This window comes from Deltaproteobacteria bacterium HGW-Deltaproteobacteria-2 (assembly GCA_002840505.1).
In the GTDB taxonomy this organism is placed as follows: Bacteria; Desulfobacterota; Syntrophia; order Syntrophales; family Smithellaceae; genus Smithella.
Map to the genome: position 1 here is coordinate 157,030 of PHBC01000005.1, position 17,500 is coordinate 174,529.

Below are 17,500 nucleotides of genomic sequence, written 5' to 3' on the forward strand. Positions count from 1 at the left end.
TGTAATATTTTAACCTACAGATTGAAAAGGTAAAAATTTATGTGGAAATATAAAGTAGTTCCTCCGGCGGAAGTCCTTTCTAAAATCGAACCGGGCATGGTTATTTTCCTCGGTACGGGCATGGCGGAACCGCGAATGCTGGTTAAACATCTTATGGCGTCGCACGAACCTAATCTGCAGGATTTAGAATTAATTCAATTGGTGAGTCTCGGAGATGCAATACCCATTGATGAAAGGTATTCGCGTAAATTCCGGTTGAAGACATTTTTTTCCGGCTGGATTGCTTCCGAGGCTATCAGCGCGGGTAGAGTGGATCTTATACCAAGCAGATTTTCACGAATACCCGGACTATTAAAATCGGGAGCCATCCCCATCGACGCGGCCTTCTTTCAGATTTCACCACCGGATGAAAACGGATACGCTTGTTTGCTGGGAGTGGACGTAGAAAGGCAGGCCATGGAATCTGCTCATCTTGTTGTCGGTGAAGTAAATGCTCGCGCTCCCCGCATTATGGGAGATACCCTGGTTCATATGGATGAATTCGATTATTTTATCGAATCAACAGAGTATCCCATTTACATTCCCCGCTGGCCCGTGGCGGATATTTTTCTGAAAATAGCCGCGAATATAGCGACAATAGTTGAAGATGGAAGTTGTATAGCTCTCGGCATCGGGCCGCTCTATGAAGCCCTGGCCGTTCAATTGGCTACAAAAAAAAATCTGGGGATTCACTCTCCTTTTTTCACTGATGCCTTGATGGATCTCGTAAAGAGCGGCGCTGTGACTAATCGCTATAAAGGCATTTTCCGCGGTAAAAGCTCCGCGTCTTATTTAATGGGTAGCGAAGAATTAATGAAGTGGCTGGATAGAAACCCACTTGTCGAATTTCAGCCCGAAGATGTTATTATGGATCCGAAAGTGATCGGAACTAATGACAAGATGATAGCTATTCTTCCAGCAAGAAAGATTGATCTGACGGGAAATGTCGCTTTGCATACCGGTAAGGGAAATATGAATGCCGGGCCGGGGAATGTACAGGAACTGTTGATGGGAGCTGGACTGTCGAAAAAAGGCCGGACAATATTTGGCCTTCCCAGCCGTAACCTTAAAGGCATGCCCAATATTGTCCTGTCTGTTGATAATATGCCTTTTCAGTTTACCAATCGAGAATCCATGGATATGGTCGTGACAGAATATGGAGTGGCTTCTCTCATGGGCAAAACGATGCGGGAACGTGCGCTGGAATTAATTGACATTGCACATCCCGATGATCGGGCTGAACTCGTCAGACAGGCTAAAGAGGCAAAATTGATTTATGCCGACCAGATTTATATTGAAGAATCAGGGTCACTGTATCCCGCTAAATTATGCACTTTCCATGAATTTAAAGGTGGCCTGAAGGTTTGCTTCCGGCCAATCAAACCTTCTGATGAAGATAAAATGCGTCTTTTGTTCTATCGATTCTCAGATCAGTCAGTCTATTACCGGTACTTCACTTCCGTAAAGACAATGCCCCATAAAAAGATGCAGGAATATGTTAGTGTGAATTACCGCTTGAGCATGTCTATTGTAGGCACTATCGAGGTGGCCGGTACCGAAAAAATAATTGCCGAAGCGCGCTACGTTCGCACGAAACCGGATGCCTTTGCCGACACGGCATTTATTGTTGACGAAGAGTATCAAGGCAAGGGCATTGCTTCTTATCTTTTTGAATTATTGATTCGTGTGGCTCGCGAGGAGGGTATCCGGGGATTTACTGCCGATGTTCTGGCTTCCAATAAAGCGATGTTGAAGGTGTATGAAAAATCGCCATTTCCTGTCCAGACCGTCTTGACAACTGGAATCTATGAATTAACCATACCTTTTACTTCTTCGTCGGAATTGAAGGAAAAGAATTAAACAAAATCCTTTCATCTACATCATGCCTATGCGTGTCAAAAATAGGGCTAGTTTCTCACCGTAACCTTTTTTCACGGCGTAGGAAATGACGCCATAGAAAAAACTGGGCGACAGGCGCTTTAATATCCAGTAGTATTTCCCGGTGAATTGAGGAATCACATAAAGTTTGTTTTTTTCAAACGCCCTGATTGTTCTTTCCGCTACTTCTTCGGCGGTCAAACGTCCATGCTGAAAGGCCGAGTGTGCGAATTCATTCTGGAACTGGTCCTGATAACGCATATTGTCTAATAGATGGGTGTTAAAAAACATGGGACAGGCTACGGTCACGCCGATTTTATGTGCGGCCAGTTCTTGACGTAATGTTTCCGAAAGAGAAATGACAGCGGCTTTTGAGACATTATAAGGACCCATCTCCATCAAAGAAAATAAGCCGGCACTGGATGCAACATTAATAATGTGCCCTCCACCCTGAGCTTTCATGTGTGGAATAAAGCTATGGCATCCATAAAGCATGCCCCAGAAATTTATATTCACGCACCAGTGCCAATTCTCCAGAGGGATATCATCTACAAATCCACAGGATACCACGCCGGCATTATTGATAAGTAAGTCTATTTTCTTCCATTTAGAAAAAGAATAATCCGCCATGGCTCTGACATTTTCCGGTTTGGATACATCGCATTCAAAAACTTCGCCGTCTCCACCGGCCTGACGTACCATAGCCAAAGTTTCTTCCATGCTTTTGTGGTTGATATCCGCAATGAGAATCTTCCATCCTTTCCTGGCCAGGACCATTGCCATGGCTCTTCCGAATCCTGATCCTGCTCCGGTTATCACTGCATTACTCATAATAGTTACCCCTTAAATTTTTTCAGACCAATTCTTCTAAGAAGAAATGCGGGTTCTAAGCAATTACCAAAGAATGATTTCTTAATTATTTTGTAAGGCAGTCTATTAGTGCAAAAACTCTTCTATTTTTTGACTAATGAACTGATCAGTCCCAGTTTACGCATTGGCGCCAAACCCAACAGTGCCTGTACCTGTTTGGCATCGCGGAAACGTTTTTCCTGACCGTAATCTTTCATGTAACCGTAACCGCCCAGAATCTGAATTCCATCAGTGGTCAACTTACAGGCCTGTTCGGACAAGTGCAGTGCCGCTGCCCGGGTACATATATTCCATTCTGAGTCTTGCTGTTCCACGGCCAGTGCCGCCTCGGATACCACCATTTCAGCAATTTTTACCTGCATGACCATTTGAGCCAGCAACATGCGCAAACCCGACCAGTTGATAATTTCCCATCCACCTTGCTGGCGTTCCTGACTGTAAGCCAGAGCTTCCTGAAATGATCCCTTCATGATGCCGCACTGGATAGCGGCGACTGCGGCATGCATACGGTCAGAGGCTTGATCAAAATATTTTGATCCTTCTTGTTCAGCACCAATAAGAGTGCCACTGACTCCTGTCAACGTTAGGTCTACAGCCGGACAGGCATGTAATCCCAAACTGAATATCGGTGCACTTTTGGTTATCCCTTTGTCTGTAAGATTGATAAGGAAAAAAGCAAAACCTTTCTGTTCCTTGATTCGTGCCGGTACCAGAGCATGTCCGGCCAATCCGCCTAAAACGACATATTCGACAGAACCATTGAGAGTATAAGATTCTTTGTTTTTAACTGCTGTCAGCTGCGTCTGAGTTTCGGTAGGATTACAAAAAGCCGGGCAGGCGATTAGAGCCGATTTGGCATCAGTTGCCTGTCCCGTAATTCCGGTCAGAAGATCCTTGCCTCCGGCCGAAAGCATAATTTCATGGGATAGAGCATTAGTAAAGATAATACCACCAAGACTGGCATCCGCTGCGCTGATATTGTCCAGAATGATGCACAAGGCATTCATGCCCTGGCCGATACCTCCACATTCTTCCGGCAGGATGGCACCAAGGAGTCCTACCTCATAGGCTTTGGCTACTACGGAATCAAAGAATGGTCCAAAGGGGTAACGGTCGTTTACCTCCCGATTGGCGGTCAGCTCTTTGGCGGCAAAACTATGCGCCAGATCTTCGAATGATTTGAGTTCGCATTTTATCGTCGCTAACATATTTATGTCCTCCTATTCTTCAAATGCCCGGGCCTGCGGTATGGAACGGCCGATCAGGTTGGCGAACAGATTAATACGGTTTAATTGATTGGTACCCTCATAGATCTGCAGCAATTTGGAATCCCGCAAAATTTTCTCTGCCCCGCACTCATGTCTGAGACCGGCCTGACCCATTAATTCCAGAGCCATTTGACTGTTCTCCATGCCCATATCTGTTCCCACGACCTTGGTTAAAGAAGCCCATCCGGAACAGCGTCTTTGTTGTTCCATAGATTGGCCGTCTACGAAAAGCTTGAAAAAAATCCGGCTCATGACTTTCAATTTTAAGAACGGACTCACGAAGAGATCCAGGAAAACCTTTGGTACATATTTTAAATAGTAATAGATAGGTTTTATCTGGAGGATGTTGTAGATTCCTCCGGGCAGTCCGTTGGAATAATTGGCCTCGACGTAACTGAGCCGACCGATGACGACATTCTTATACATATCAGCCAGCATAATCTGCGCCCATTCGTGGTTGATGAGCAGTTTGCCATCAACCTCGGTCTCGCTGGCAAACTTGAGAGCTGTTTCGTAAGCACCTCTGGCCACACCGGTTCCAAAAGCTCCCACGGCTGGTCTGGTTACCTCTACCACATACTGGATGTATTGTTCTACAATCTCTCTTGGCTCTCGTGTTTTTGATGTCGGCATTTCATTGGAATTGGTCAATACGTTTTCATCCGGAATAAAACAATCCTCAAATATCAATTCGCTGGCAGGACAGGATCTTTGACCCATTTTGTGTTCATGTTTACCGAATGAAAATCCTTTGGTGCCGGTTTTGACCGCGAAAACGATTGTGTTTTCCGAAGGTTTTTTCGCATCTGTGTAGGCAACAAGACAACACCATATTGAGAGATGTCCCATGGAGATGAAGACCTTGCTGCCGTTGATTATATATCCTCCTTTGACCTTTTGAGCAATACAACTCACGCGGCCGCGATCGACCAATTCAACTTCCTCAACATCCGTGCCGGCTCCCGGTTCGGTTATGGCCAGAGAAATCAGGCAGGGCTTGCCGGTGCGCTGTCCTTCAGCCACATCCCGGAATATTTTATTAGTCAATGCAGTATTCCATGATGCCATAACGGAAGTTACACCCAGATAATGGACACCAACCACATTAGCAATACTTACGCAGGCTGAAGCAAGTTCTTCAACCACATAAGAACACGCCGGCATGTTAATCCCTTGACCACCAAAAAGTTTGGGGATGAACATTGTATATAAGCCCCATTCATTAGCCTTTTCCACCAAATCCCAAGGCATATATTCCGGGTCGGCATACGTTTTACGATCCACCTCCAATGCCATAGGCCTGATTACTTCATTGCAGAACTGTCTGGCATAAGCAATGGCACCCTTCGTTTCTTTTAGCATGCCCTTGGGCAATCGCGGTATAGCCTGCAGACTACAAAAACTGTCCGCAAAACATGGTTCGCGATCTAATAAAGATTTAGTTTCCTTTGGTGAAATCATAACCCCTCCCTTCGGAATTGAATATTGACTCAACTCAATCATCAATAATACTCCTGCCGTTTACGGCAGGAGCACTGTACTATAAAACAGCTCCGGCTAATGGAAAGTCATTCGCTTATGTTTTGCTTATCCCTTGTTCTTTTGGGCGTCATAAGTGTCCTTGGTAACGCCGATCTTCTCAAGTTCTTTTTTGATAATGCGATGAGTATTGGTCATGGGAAATTCATTTACAAAGCGGATGTAACGTGGAACGGCGAATCGTTCGAGCTTGTCATGCATGAAGGCGACCAGCTCCTGCGGTTTCACCGACTGGCCCTGCACCAATTTGATGGAGGCCATAATTTCATCTTCAGCCAGTTCCGAAGGTACAGCATATACAGCTACTTCTTCCACGGCCGGATGTTCCATAATGGTATGTTCGACCTCATAAGCGCTCACATTTTCACCGCCGCGGCGCATGGATTCCGTATTACGGCCCACGAAATAAAGATACCCCTCTTCGTCCATACGCACCAGATCACCGGTGTAGAGGAAACCGTCATGTACCTTCTCGTTGGAGGCCTCTTCATTTTTATAGTATTCCACACGACCCTTGGAACCGCTGACTTTGAAGATAAGTTCGCCGGGCGTACCCGTCGGCACATCTTTCCCCTGCGGATCGACGAGGCGCATCTCGCCTGGTTTGGCTGGTGGAATCGGCTTTCCCAACGAACCTGCCGGTGCGGTAGCGAAATTCATGATAGCCTTGCCGCCACCATCCACAGCGCCATAGCCTTCATAAATCTTTACCCCGAAACGTTTTTCAAATGGTCCCCACATTTCAGCAGGACAGGCTGCGGAAAGCACGAAGCGCACCTTGTTGTCGGCATCGTTGGGTTGTGGCGGCTGTTTCATCAGAATGGGGATCATGGAACCCAGTGTGTTGAAGGTTGTGGCATTGTAAGAACGCACTTCTTCCCAGAACTTGCTGGCCGAAAATTTGCGCGAAAGCGCTACAGTAGCCTTAGCGCCCATAGCCACACTTACGGTTAGGAATAAAGCATTACCGTGAATAAGAGCAAGCGGTGTATAGCAGACATCGTTAGCATTAAGGATGATATTGCTCATAATACAAAGCTTTTTTACCGTCGTATTGTAGTAGCGGTATACGACACCCTTGCGACGCCCGGAAGTGCCTGAGGTATACAGGATAAGACACATGTCCTGCTTGTTGTAGCCCGTTTTTGGTTTGACTGTAGATGCCCGTGGAGCATAGGCTTCCGAAAGCCGGATGGCATTAGAAGGTACGGAAAACCCGCGATTTTCTTCCTCGATATCATTGACGATAACACCTTTGAGTTTTACGGATGAGGCAATAGGCGTAAATCCATCCAGCAGTTCAGCGTCTAGGGCGAGAATACTTACATCGCTATGCTCAATAACATATTTGAGATTGTCCCCTTTGAGCTCCGGATTAAGTGGCACAAGATACATTCCTATTTTCTGAGCGCCGAATAAAATATCCAAAAAACGCGGAGAGTTCTTCATGAAAATCGCCAGCCCCAAGCCCTTGCCGCCACCTTTGCTCAGAAGAAAATTGGCCATGCGGTTGGCGTTGGCATCCATCTGGGCATAGGTAAATCGTTCGTTCTTGTACATCAGGAAGATTTTGTTCGGCACCATACAGGCGCGCTCTTCCAGAAGATCGGACCAGGACATATCTTCTACAATATCTTTTGCGGAGAAACCTTTTAAATTTGTCATTAAGGTGCCCCGTCGCGACTCTTCTTTTAGAAAAATGGCTATTGAACGCACAGTTCTTAAGAGAAGCCTGGCTGTTTGTATTCTTGTTGTCAAACTGCTATTACTCATGCATTTGCTCCTTAGTTCTTCTACTTGAATTTGCGCGGCAGCTTCATTACAGTGCGATCAATTATCTTAAAGTGATAACCGAAATCATAAGGTACGCTGACTGTAATCGCTCCTCGTTCACAAATGGCCGCGCAGGCGTTGCACGACATGCACTGCGGAAAGTCCGTTTCCATTCTGGCTTTTTTGTCTTTGCCCTCGCCTTCGATATACAGAGCGTGACCGGGACAAATAGTTATACACAGACCGCATCCGTTGCACTTGGCCAGGTCAACTTTCACCTGACCTGGATGAGCGTACTTTTCATTATCATAGGTAGGTATTCTTAATCTTTCGATGAGGCTGATTTTGGTCATGGCTTCCTCCTAATATGTAATCGTGCGCTGGCCGTTTTCATACCAGGCGATTTCATGCAGTTCGCGCTCAACCATCTTGTTGGGATTTCCTCTGGCATAGCCTATGGTAATACCTTCCACCAGTTCATACGGATAAGAAATATTAAAACGCTTCAGCCATTTGAATCGATAATGAGATTTCATAAGGGCGGTAACAAAGCCCACCCAGCAGGTGGATAAACCCAGAGAGTGGGCTGCAAGCACCATATTCTGACCGCAGATACCGCAATCAAGATTAGGATTACTGACTCCCCGTTTGTCTTTCAAAATCATGATGACAGTAGGGGCACCATGGAATAACTTTAAATGACCATCGGCAATAGCAAACATTGCTCCAAAAGGTATGGGGTGTAGTTCGTGGGGTAGTACGCGGATCATAAATTGACTGTTGAGCCAGATGATTTTACTCATGAAGCCTCTTCCTCGCCAGTCCAGAAAAAAACGGAAAAGTTTACAGGTCTGTCGGACATCGTGTTCCATTTCTTCCAGAATGGCTTTATCTCTGATAACGATAAATTTCCAAGGCTGAGAATTTCCTGCCGAAGGGGCGTAGCGACCGGCTTCCAGAATCCTGCGAACCAAATTTTCGGGCACCTGATTTTGTTTGTACCAGCGCACGCTGCGACGCTCAAAGATAACTTTCTCTGTCTCAGTCCACTCTTCCGTTGTCGGCATAGCTGCTGTTGTTTTCTTTTCCGCTTCCAATTCCGCTTGTGTAGTCATGGTGTTCGGAGATAAATCATTTGCCGTTTTGTTATCCATACTACCTCCTTCACAACAATTTTCTTTATGGGATAATAACCTCAAGCTACGGACTATTCCATAATCAGAGGTAATTTACCGCAAATCAAAAGGTATTACAAAAACAAAGTTAATCTATGCTTTTGCTTTATAGTCTAACGTGACGGTGCTTCCAGGATATGAATGCACATAGCAGCCTCTTCCTGTCCCAGCGCTCCACCACCGTTTTCGGCCATGCCGATTTTCGCTCCATTGACCTGGCGCTTGCCGGCTTTGCCGCGGAGTTGTGTAACCAGTTCGTGGATCTGTGCGAGACCGGACGCACCGATAGGATGACCGCGCGATTCCAGCCCGCCGCTTACATTAATTGGAATTTTACCGCCGATTTTAGTTGCGCCGCTTTCGGCAAAGATGCCGCCTTCACCTTCTTTGCAAAAACCCAACGCCTCTGCCTGGTGTAGTTCACCATAGGCGCTCGCATCATGAACCTCTGCGAAATGAACATCCTGGGGACCAAGTCCCGACTTTGCATAGGCTATCTTACTCAAACGTTCGCCGATATCAATATCATCAAAAGCGCGTTCGCGTCCCGATCCGAGAATCGACGCCCGCACCTTCACTGCCTGCGACGTGAGGCCGAGTTTTTTCACCGTCTCTCCATCGCAAAGTATTGCCGATGCGGCTCCATCTCCGATAGGTGCGCACATCGCCCGGGTCAGCGGCCAGGTGACGATGCGGTCTGCCAGCACCTTTTCGGGTGTTACAGTAAAATTATACTGAGCATTGGGGTTCAATGAGGAATGAAAATGATTCTTGGATGCGATAATGGCAAGTTGTTCAATAGTGCTCCCGTACTTTTTCATGTGCTGGCGTGCGGCGAATCCGTAGACGTCCATGAAGGGCGAATGATCACCTGAAAACAATTTTCTCATTTCCTTTACAGTGTCCGAACCGACAGCATCGCTAAGGCGCAGGAATACTTTGAACATGTCCCAGTATTCATTGAATCTATCTTTGAGGGTTGTTTGCTTCTTTTTTTTACTTTTATCTTTTGGGGCCAGAGCTGCGTATTTTGCCACATGGGCTTGCATATCCTTTTTATCCTGATCAGTCATGCCATAGACGGAGATATTGGCAATTATTTCTGCGATATTTTCAATATCCAGTCCCCCGAGAAATCCGGCAAAAACTTTCATTTTGTTGGAGTCATAAAGTTTTTCAGCCCCCACGGCCATGGTTATATCGTACAGGCCACTGGTAACGCCGAGCCAGGCGTGGTGAAAGGCGGTGGAACCACCGGCGCAGGCGTTTTCCACGTTAGTCATGGGAATGGATTCTATTCCGATAGGTCTTAATGCTACCTGTGCCCTGATACAATCCTGTCCTTTACTATATCCCCAACCGGAATTAGAAAACCAGAGGGCTTGGATGTCTTTTTTATCAAGGCAGGCTTCTGTCAGGCAGGGATTTACAGTGCTTGCGGCGAGGTCTTTAATGCTTTTATCAATATATTTCCCGAATTTAATAGTATGTGCGCCAATAACATATACATCTCTCATAGCTTGCGACCTCAAAATATTTTATTGGTTTTATCTATTTATTACATTGGTTTAACCAATACATACAATTAATACTTGCTTTTGTCAAGAAAAAATACATAATATACGCATCCGGTTAAATCACGGGTATGAACTCTAAAAGCAATCTTTGCGAAAAATTCCGTAGCAAGCTGCGGTGTATCATACCCTCCGCTATGCGGGATAATTCGACTTACGCTTCAAACTTCATCCCGACAAGTCGGGATTAGTTTTCAGCAAGTCTCATTACAAGTTATTTGGAGGTTACAAAGGTTAATGGCCAATAAACAAGCTCATCAAAAGGTTGCGACTGCTCTCATGCGCGATATTTTTTTCCATAAAATAAAACCTGGCGAAAAACTGCCGCCGGAACGCGAATTATCCAGTTCCATGAATGTGGACAGGACTTCTCTGCGTGTGGCGCTCAAACAACTGGAATCTATGGAATTACTGGACATTCGTCCGGGAGACGGTATTTATGTTAAGGATTTTTTAGAAAATGCCGGTATTGATTTTTTGCGAACGCTTTTTTCGCAAAGTGACGTTCCCCAAAACGAGATGGCAGTTGACGCTTTTATGATTGATGAGGTTTGGGAATGGTGGATTATCCTGTTTCCTGAAATGATCAGACTTGCCGGACAGAGAGGCTCCTCCCGCGATTTTAAGAAATTATCCGATTCAATGGATTTAGAAATTAAATACAAAGACAAAAAAGACAAACTAATTGAAATTTGGATGGACCAGCAGGATATTGTTGCCGCAACAGTAAACAATATGGTTATATTACTTCTTTTCAATTCATCACGCCCTCTGCGCAGAAACATGCTCCGAATATTTATGGACTCCGTAAATCAAACCGATCTGGAGAAATTTATTACATCCAAGAAATCACTTTTAATGAAATTTCTCATGAGCTCGGGCAAAGATATGGACAATTACGTGGAACAATATCGCTCGATGCTTTTATTGCAGCGCCAAATCACCCGCAGCAAGCGGATTCAGGAAACGGGTTCATCCGATACAACGCGATTGCAGTGATAATCTCCTCTTCTGAAACAATAACAGCATTGCCCGTATCGGTTATTGGCGAATCTTTAGATAGTAAATCAGCGCAGTGAAAGATTTATCCGGTATAGAATATTTATACGCTCTTTGAACGAAACTTTTTTCCAATTCAAAACTATAAGCTTCATAGAAACGGTAGGATAGCGCAGTATCGGTGGCTACGGACGTCCCTTCATAGCCGCGAGCGCGAACAGTATCTACAAATTGATCCATAAGTGCTCTGCCCACCCCACGGCTTCGATATTTTTTTATTGAGGTGAATAGCGCTATTTCGCACATGGGCCAACGGTTGGGATGAAGAAAGAAATAGGGCAGATATCCGTAGATCAACTGAAAAAAATGTCTATAGGCCAGCCAATTCATTCCATAGACATTAATAAGTCCTTTGGGGATCACATATAACAAATAAAACAGAAGGGCGTTGAGAATATCTTTTATCTTAAAAGGCGCCGCGCCAAAGATAATGCCGCAAATTTCCCCGTCCACTTCCGCGACATAACAGTCCGTCGACATTTTATAGAAAAATTTTATAAAGTCCTCGTGCAAGCTTGGCTTTGCATGCTTGATTGATGGCCATAAAATGTGGTCAAAACCTTCATTAAAACACAGGACAGCGCTTTCCAGGTCCTTTTCTTTATCAAACGCTCGGATTTTTGTTTTTATCATCTCGCTGTCCTCTTTTATTGTTTGTTAACTCATTTCTTTGAATTGAGAAAATTCATTTCAACAAGGAAATTATACCAGGCGCGCCCTCGTTCACTCCGGTTGAAAATAAGCCAATGTCCGCCTGTCAGGAATCGCCTGTTTTTGATGCCCCATTGCTCACATAATAATCGGGCATGTTCGAAGGGACACAGCAGGTCACCGCGCGAAGCAACGACCAGCATTTTTTCCGGCGGCAATTTGGGGTTAAAGTGGAAAGGAGAGTGAAGTTCCCATACACGCCACATTTTTTCCCGCAACCGGCCATCGACGGGAAATGGAAGCCGCGCGTGATCAGGATCCATGGGATTGGTAAAAAGGATTGCCGGCACCATCATGGCCGCAAATGATGTGATTGTTGTCAGGCTCGTAAGCAGAGCTGCGCTGTGTCCGCCCAGGCTCGCGCCGATCAATCCAATCTCCGGCGCACCCAGCTCGGAAAGAATCAGAAATGAGCCGTAGAGATCATATAGCGTTTGTCCCACTGCCTCGCAGGTCATCACCACATCGTCGGGTTGCATGTACATTCCCCTTTGCCTGAAAGAACCGGCCTGACGCTTCCAATGGAAGGGTGCTATAAAAAGAACAACGTCGAGTCCCTTATCGTAAAGATTCTTAATCCGGAACATTTTTTTCGCTTGTCGTGGTTCTCCCAGCATATATCCATGATGACAAAGAACTGTCTTGCGATGGTTGTCTGAGTGAGTCCACCTGACGAGGTATCCGGTTCTATTGGCAGAATATGAATTGTAGTGCTCTCGTATTAAAGGATTCTTTGTCGTATACCCGCTCTGATAACTGATGAGTTGATACTCGCCGTCATGGTAGGGTTTTCTTTCAATTATGGAATAAACGGGAGCTTTAGCCGGGAAAGTAAAAAAAGATTCCGGGTTGTCTAGGTATCCATTGTCAATATAGTAATCAATCTGTTGCTCATAAGTTTCACGGCTGATATTCCGTTTCGGTTTAAGCGGCTCGAGAATCCTGGCTGCCGCCAGAAATAAAAAATCTACGCAACTGCCGAGTAAGTCCAGTAAACGTTCTCCAGTTTTGAGTTTCAAGTCTGGTCCGTTATTCATTATCACATGACTTCTTTCAGCCAGGCCGCTATTGGCGGCACAACCTCATCGACATTATTGGTCATAACCAGGTGTTCCGTATTTTTAAAGAACAGATATTTCTTTTTGCACGTCAGTCTGTTGAAAATATTGTCAACATACTTTTGTGGAAATATTGTATCGTTTTCTGCATGAATAAGCATAATTGGCACCGTAATTTGCTCGACCGGTTTAGCAAGATCCGTGTGCATGAGTGATCCCAGCGCCCTGATGGTGATCCATTTAACCGCAACAGAATTATCTTTGAGAAGCGTCGCGGCATCCGTACCACTTTTAGATTTTTCCTTGGAAAGATCAAGATATAATGAGATGGGGATGGCATAACCCTTATATAAGTTGGCCAAAAACTCGGCAAAGGGAATAATAAACAGAGGCGGCCTGAATTGAGACAGTACCAGATTCTCTTTCCCGTTGAGGTCGGCAAGGTTATGGCACACAGCTGCCGCGATCGAATTATCGCGCGCCGCCGCGTAAAAAGCGACTATGCCGCCTTGACTACTGCCGGCAATAGCGACTTTACCGCCGAAACGTTCCCGCGCGTATTTCACGACGGCTAGCGTGTCATCAACGATTTCATTAATAGTATAGTCTCCGCGTGGTCCGCTGCTCAGGCCATGGCCGCGCGGATCAAATCCGACCACATTAAATCCCTGTTTATAGATTTTATACATAACTTCAATGTAAAATTTGGCGTAAACTGAAGTGCCGGGAATAAATACCACTGTCGGCATGTTTTTGCCGGCAGAAAACACATCAAGGTGAAGTTTGAAACCGTTGGCATCAAGATAATCTTCGGCGAGAGCGCTGCGATCAATGCTGATTTTCTCACCTTTCAGAAAATCATTAAATGATTGCTGTGCTGTAGCTTCATCCGGAATCTTTGTATTTATGTGCATCCTGCTGATCGCGTACCAGGATAGATGAAAAGCCACAACAATCAAAACTGCGATTAAAAGAATTTTTTTCTTCATAGCCATTGTACCTCCGGTTTTTTTCTTGATACTGTGTTTGTATATTTATATGCGGGATATCCCATTACCATGCTCGCGTAAATTCGTCTACCCTTTGGAACCTTAAGCTTTTTCCGCAAATTGCCACTATACCGCAGGTACATAGTCAAAAGACCTGTCAAACAAGTTCCCAAACCAAGAGCATGCGCATAATTGATTATTGTTGTCGTGGCAATGTTGCAGTTATCAGACGCGAACCGGGCTCTTTTCGGTCCGTGAATCAAGATCAGTGCCGGGGCGTTGTGCAGAATGAAATCCCTGCCGGTTTCAGCATTTTGCTTTTGGGCATAATCCATTACTCTCAAATACCTATTGTTGGTCAAACCGGCAAGACTTACTATCAACCTGCCGATTCCTTTCTTGGTCTTATTGAATAAGCGGCTCGTAAATCCAAAGATAGTATTTGCTGTTTCTTCTATCAGATGTTTGTCGGTAATGACGATATAGCCGACATTCTGGTCATTGCTTGCCGTGGGAGCGTATCGGGCCAGATCGAGTACCTGCTCAATGATGTCGCGCGGCACCGGCGCGTCTTTGAATTGTCTGATGCTCCTTCTGCTGCTGATTATATCGCGGTATACATCCGGCTGTAGATTCTTTCTATTCACCCCGATGATTTGTTCCATTTTGAGACTGTCATGGCGTATGGCGCCACACGGGCATACGGCAACGCAATGACTGCATCGGTTGCATAGCTCAACATCCACAGGCTGTGATTTGCCGTCAACGATCCGCCACACACCCGCGACGCAGTCACGGACACAGAGCATGCATTGATTGCATTTGTCCTCTATTTTTTCAATTCGCATAAATTTCCTTTTTGTAATCCCTCTAACTTTTATTGATTCCTCTCAAGTTCCCCTAGTAAAAAATTGCCCGTGATTTAAATTCTTCCAAATTGTTCAGAGTATATTCACAGTCTTGTTTCCTTTGTTCAATTTGGGATTGCCTGGCGATTATTTCTTCGGGACGGCGTTGTTTGCCGGCAAAATTCTCATTCCAATCTTTGATCAATTCACTGGCATGAAGGCATACCTCATTTGCTTTTTTCCGGAGGGAATCAAATCTTTTAATCTCACCCGGAGTATCAAATTCAATGCCCTTGAAATAGGCGGAAGAGTTTGCCATTCCCGGCTTGATGACGGTGCCCGCTGTTGTTTCGATGGCGACTTTTTCTGCCGGGCTAAGTTTGGCGACCACCCAGGCGTGATTGCTTTCTCGTGCCAGCTGCCGGTAGTTCCATGTGGTGACGTTTTCCTTGATGTTTCCACCCATAATCTTCGCTTCAATGCCGTTAGTTCTCAATTGGTTCCAAACGTCGATGGCCATATCCAGGCAAACGAAGTCACCCTCTAAAGTATAGGTGTGCGTTTTGTGAAACCCGGCAGCAATTCGTTCTATAATCTGCATTTTGTCCGAAGTTTGTGTTGCCGGTGGGGCGGTTTCGGGAGCAGAGGTTACGGGGGTGGGGAGTGATTGGGCAGGAGGTGGACCGGGACTTGGTGGTATTATCACTGGAGCCATTTTATTTGCTACAGGTGATTCCTTGTTGACTGGTTTTAAGAAATATATCATAGAAAGAGCAGCGGCAATTACCAGAAAAATGACGGCAGGTACAATGTATTTATTGATAGATATGGGAGTGCTCTTTTGAGGATCGGCCGAAGGGTCCGGGATTTTTCCCCCGCACACCGGGCATTTGAAATTGCCTTTCTTCAGCGTATACGCAATATCCTCAGAATTGAATTCGACATTACAATGTGGACACTCGATATGCATGCCATTTCCCTTGTTTCTGCAGCGACTTTTTTCTATCCGAATTTCTGTTGACTGAACAATAATAAAAATATTACGCCCTCTTTATCACAGCCACGCTTTTTGCAAAATATTTTTATTATCAATCAAAAGACGCATATAATCCAATTCCAAGGATATCATTTCCATATCTTTACGGCGCAGCCATTCGGAAAGCCAGGCAAAACGAAGCGCGACAATAAATTCCAACAAATACAGCCAGCTTTTTTTAGAAATAATTTTTGCCTCTTTCATATCGGCAATAAAACATTTAACCAGATCGCCGGTGAGACTTTGCGGATCTTCCACTCCGATACAGCCGATTAAATTGGCCGCGTCATATAGTTCACTTTTATATCCGCAGAATTCCCAGTCAATCACACATTTAATATTGTCGGCGGACCAGATAACATTCAGCGGATGATAATCGCCGTGACAAAAAGCCACAGGCAGTTTTTCATACATGGGCATAAAATCTTTTTCCAGAAACCTGGCCACGTTTTTAATTTCATCTTTTATATCTTTATTGTAAAGATTAATTTCGCGGATTAGTTTGTAGATGTAATCTTTGAGAGAAAAAACGTTGCCTGGATTTTGAAAAGGCAGGCTTTTCGATTTACGTCGTAAATCAATCAAGAATGCGGCCAGCGCCGGACCTCGCCATTTATCATAAATGTATTTTCCGCGGTCAAGTTCGACACCCGGCACAAAAGGAATCATTTGCCAGAAATTGTTTCTGTGTTCGATGATAAAATCTCCTTTTCCCGAGGCCAGATAAGGCTGCACGCCCACTAGATTTTTCTTTGCTAAAAAATCAATCGTTGTAGCTATCCGTTTTTTGTTTTCGAAAGATTTCGGCGGAATTTGCTCCAGCACGAAATATTTACCATTTTCATCCTCCAGAACAATGCGAAAAACAGAACGTTCCGGGCTTCCCTGAATAGGAATATTTTTGTGTATTCTTTTTAGATTTACTTGCCAGAGAGTGGCTACGGATTTCAAAATTTCTTTGCGGAAAGGAATTCTCTCGGTAACACGGACAACGGATTTTAGCTTTTTCTCTGTATGTTTTTTCAGTGTGGCGATTTTCTTTGATTGAGGAAGTTTCTTAATTTCCAGTTCCAGACGCATTGCTTCGGTTTTTTCCATTTTCGCACTGGTTGCTAATAATTCCAAAGGTCTTCGGGAGCGTGTATATTTTGAGGCCGTTCCCTGATTATGAGCGGCTAAGCGTTTTCCCATGTTATTGGTTATGCCAGTATAAAGACTTTCGTCAGAACAACGCATAATATACACAACCCATGTCTTATTTTTTTTACAAGTCTTGGTATTCATGATGTTATTTTTCTACAATAGAGCGGTCAACTTTGCCATTTAATTTTATGGGGCCATTTTATGTTTATAGATTACCTGCTGTTTTCACATCATTATTTTTGCAAAACAGGTTGCCTTGGCATTTAAAAATAAAATAATCTTAATGATGCTTTGTGTTTAGTATTACCTTTAAATAATAGCCTGTAAGACAAACACCTACTTCTCGTAGGATAAAATCCCGCCTGGAATTAGGACTGAAGCCGATACCGCAAACCATTCAAAAGGTATATTCAATAATCGCTCTTTAGGGGGGACGTGAACTGCATCAGCCATCTGTAATATGTCCCCTATGTCCCCCGCAGGACGGCCGTTGAAAGAAAAGACTTTTGTTGAACTAACAGGAACGAGGCCAAACATAGG

Annotated in this window: 16 protein-coding genes; 2 read left to right on the forward strand and 14 right to left on the reverse strand. The window is 44.7% G+C overall.

Annotated elements, in window-relative coordinates; all coding sequences use genetic code 11:
* Positions 1-39: 39 nt before the first annotated feature.
* A complete protein-coding gene (locus tag CVU62_11370) occupies positions 40-1,899 on the forward strand; it encodes a GNAT family N-acetyltransferase (protein PKN37196.1) in 1,860 nt (619 codons plus the stop codon).
* A gap of 15 nt (positions 1,900-1,914) precedes the next feature.
* Here the strand turns inward: CVU62_11370 and CVU62_11375 are convergent, their stop codons facing one another.
* The 7 genes from CVU62_11375 to CVU62_11405 all read right to left on the reverse strand — a co-directional run bounded on the left by CVU62_11375 (position 1,915) and on the right by CVU62_11405 (position 10,059).
* Entirely contained in the window at positions 1,915-2,748 is an 834-nt protein-coding gene (locus CVU62_11375; GenBank protein PKN37197.1) for a short chain dehydrogenase, read from the reverse strand.
* 122 nt (positions 2,749-2,870) lie between these two features.
* Positions 2,871-3,995: an acyl-CoA dehydrogenase gene (locus CVU62_11380; GenBank protein ID PKN37198.1), complete on the reverse strand. Its 1,125-nt coding sequence runs from the start codon at positions 3,993-3,995 to the stop codon at positions 2,871-2,873.
* 12 nt (positions 3,996-4,007) lie between these two features.
* Positions 4,008-5,516 (reverse strand): acyl-CoA dehydrogenase, encoded by a 1,509-nt coding sequence (locus CVU62_11385; GenBank protein PKN37317.1) that lies wholly within the window; start codon positions 5,514-5,516, stop codon positions 4,008-4,010.
* Positions 5,517-5,642: 126 nt separating this feature from the next.
* Positions 5,643-7,367 (reverse strand): AMP-dependent synthetase, encoded by a 1,725-nt coding sequence (locus CVU62_11390; GenBank protein ID PKN37199.1) that lies wholly within the window; start codon positions 7,365-7,367, stop codon positions 5,643-5,645.
* A 20-nt stretch (positions 7,368-7,387) separates the two neighbouring features.
* Positions 7,388-7,720, reverse strand: coding sequence for a hypothetical protein (locus tag CVU62_11395; protein ID PKN37200.1), 333 nt, complete (start codon positions 7,718-7,720; stop codon positions 7,388-7,390).
* A gap of 9 nt (positions 7,721-7,729) precedes the next feature.
* Positions 7,730-8,521, reverse strand: a complete 792-nt coding sequence (locus tag CVU62_11400; protein PKN37201.1) for a nitroreductase — start codon at positions 8,519-8,521, stop codon at positions 7,730-7,732.
* 134 nt (positions 8,522-8,655) lie between these two features.
* Complete coding sequence (locus CVU62_11405; protein PKN37202.1) at positions 8,656-10,059, reverse strand: thiolase; 1,404 nt, start codon at positions 10,057-10,059, stop codon at positions 8,656-8,658.
* Positions 10,060-10,353: 294 nt separating this feature from the next.
* On the opposite strand from CVU62_11405, the gene CVU62_11410 reads away from it, so the two are divergent.
* Positions 10,354-11,115 (forward strand): hypothetical protein, encoded by a 762-nt coding sequence (locus CVU62_11410; GenBank protein PKN37203.1) that lies wholly within the window; start codon positions 10,354-10,356, stop codon positions 11,113-11,115.
* 42 nt (positions 11,116-11,157) lie between these two features.
* Here the strand turns inward: CVU62_11410 and CVU62_11415 are convergent, their stop codons facing one another.
* The 7 genes from CVU62_11415 to CVU62_11445 all read right to left on the reverse strand — a co-directional run bounded on the left by CVU62_11415 (position 11,158) and on the right by CVU62_11445 (position 17,497).
* Positions 11,158-11,808 (reverse strand): hypothetical protein, encoded by a 651-nt coding sequence (locus CVU62_11415; GenBank protein PKN37204.1) that lies wholly within the window; start codon positions 11,806-11,808, stop codon positions 11,158-11,160.
* Between the two features lie 29 nt (positions 11,809-11,837).
* Positions 11,838-12,923, reverse strand: a complete 1,086-nt coding sequence (locus tag CVU62_11420) for a hypothetical protein (protein PKN37205.1) — start codon at positions 12,921-12,923, stop codon at positions 11,838-11,840.
* A 2-nt stretch (positions 12,924-12,925) separates the two neighbouring features.
* Positions 12,926-13,939, reverse strand: coding sequence for a hypothetical protein (locus CVU62_11425; GenBank protein ID PKN37206.1), 1,014 nt, complete (start codon positions 13,937-13,939; stop codon positions 12,926-12,928).
* Positions 13,930-14,781: a nitroreductase gene (locus CVU62_11430; GenBank protein ID PKN37207.1), complete on the reverse strand. Its 852-nt coding sequence runs from the start codon at positions 14,779-14,781 to the stop codon at positions 13,930-13,932. Before CVU62_11430 ends, CVU62_11425 begins: the two co-directional genes overlap by 10 nt.
* A gap of 52 nt (positions 14,782-14,833) precedes the next feature.
* Positions 14,834-15,751, reverse strand: coding sequence for a hypothetical protein (locus CVU62_11435; protein PKN37208.1), 918 nt, complete (start codon positions 15,749-15,751; stop codon positions 14,834-14,836).
* An 84-nt stretch (positions 15,752-15,835) separates the two neighbouring features.
* Entirely contained in the window at positions 15,836-17,101 is a 1,266-nt protein-coding gene (locus tag CVU62_11440) for a hypothetical protein (GenBank protein ID PKN37209.1), read from the reverse strand.
* Between the two features lie 195 nt (positions 17,102-17,296).
* A complete protein-coding gene (locus CVU62_11445) occupies positions 17,297-17,497 on the reverse strand; it encodes a hypothetical protein (GenBank protein PKN37210.1) in 201 nt (66 codons plus the stop codon).
* Positions 17,498-17,500 lie beyond the last annotated feature (3 nt).

What these genes read in the sequence shown, in the direction of transcription:
- CVU62_11370 (PKN37196.1), top strand. Translation starts at nt 40, where the DNA reads ATGTGGAAATATAAAGTAGTTCCTCCGGCGGAAGTCCTTTCTAAAATC.
- CVU62_11375 (PKN37197.1), bottom strand. Translation starts at nt 2,748, where the DNA reads ATGAGTAATGCAGTGATAACCGGAGCAGGATCAGGATTCGGAAGAGCC.
- CVU62_11380 (PKN37198.1), bottom strand. Translation starts at nt 3,995, where the DNA reads ATGTTAGCGACGATAAAATGCGAACTCAAATCATTCGAAGATCTGGCG.
- CVU62_11385 (PKN37317.1), bottom strand. Translation starts at nt 5,516, where the DNA reads ATGATTTCACCAAAGGAAACTAAATCTTTATTAGATCGCGAACCATGT.
- CVU62_11390 (PKN37199.1), bottom strand. Translation starts at nt 7,367, where the DNA reads ATGAGTAATAGCAGTTTGACAACAAGAATACAAACAGCCAGGCTTCTC.
- CVU62_11395 (PKN37200.1), bottom strand. Translation starts at nt 7,720, where the DNA reads ATGACCAAAATCAGCCTCATCGAAAGATTAAGAATACCTACCTATGAT.
- CVU62_11400 (PKN37201.1), bottom strand. Translation starts at nt 8,521, where the DNA reads ATGGATAACAAAACGGCAAATGATTTATCTCCGAACACCATGACTACA.
- CVU62_11405 (PKN37202.1), bottom strand. Translation starts at nt 10,059, where the DNA reads ATGAGAGATGTATATGTTATTGGCGCACATACTATTAAATTCGGGAAA.
- CVU62_11410 (PKN37203.1), top strand. Translation starts at nt 10,354, where the DNA reads ATGGCCAATAAACAAGCTCATCAAAAGGTTGCGACTGCTCTCATGCGC.
- CVU62_11415 (PKN37204.1), bottom strand. Translation starts at nt 11,808, where the DNA reads ATGATAAAAACAAAAATCCGAGCGTTTGATAAAGAAAAGGACCTGGAA.
- CVU62_11420 (PKN37205.1), bottom strand. Translation starts at nt 12,923, where the DNA reads ATGAATAACGGACCAGACTTGAAACTCAAAACTGGAGAACGTTTACTG.
- CVU62_11425 (PKN37206.1), bottom strand. Translation starts at nt 13,939, where the DNA reads ATGGCTATGAAGAAAAAAATTCTTTTAATCGCAGTTTTGATTGTTGTG.
- CVU62_11430 (PKN37207.1), bottom strand. Translation starts at nt 14,781, where the DNA reads ATGCGAATTGAAAAAATAGAGGACAAATGCAATCAATGCATGCTCTGT.
- CVU62_11435 (PKN37208.1), bottom strand. Translation starts at nt 15,751, where the DNA reads ATGCATATCGAGTGTCCACATTGTAATGTCGAATTCAATTCTGAGGAT.
- CVU62_11440 (PKN37209.1), bottom strand. Translation starts at nt 17,101, where the DNA reads ATGAATACCAAGACTTGTAAAAAAAATAAGACATGGGTTGTGTATATT.
- CVU62_11445 (PKN37210.1), bottom strand. Translation starts at nt 17,497, where the DNA reads ATGTTTGGCCTCGTTCCTGTTAGTTCAACAAAAGTCTTTTCTTTCAAC.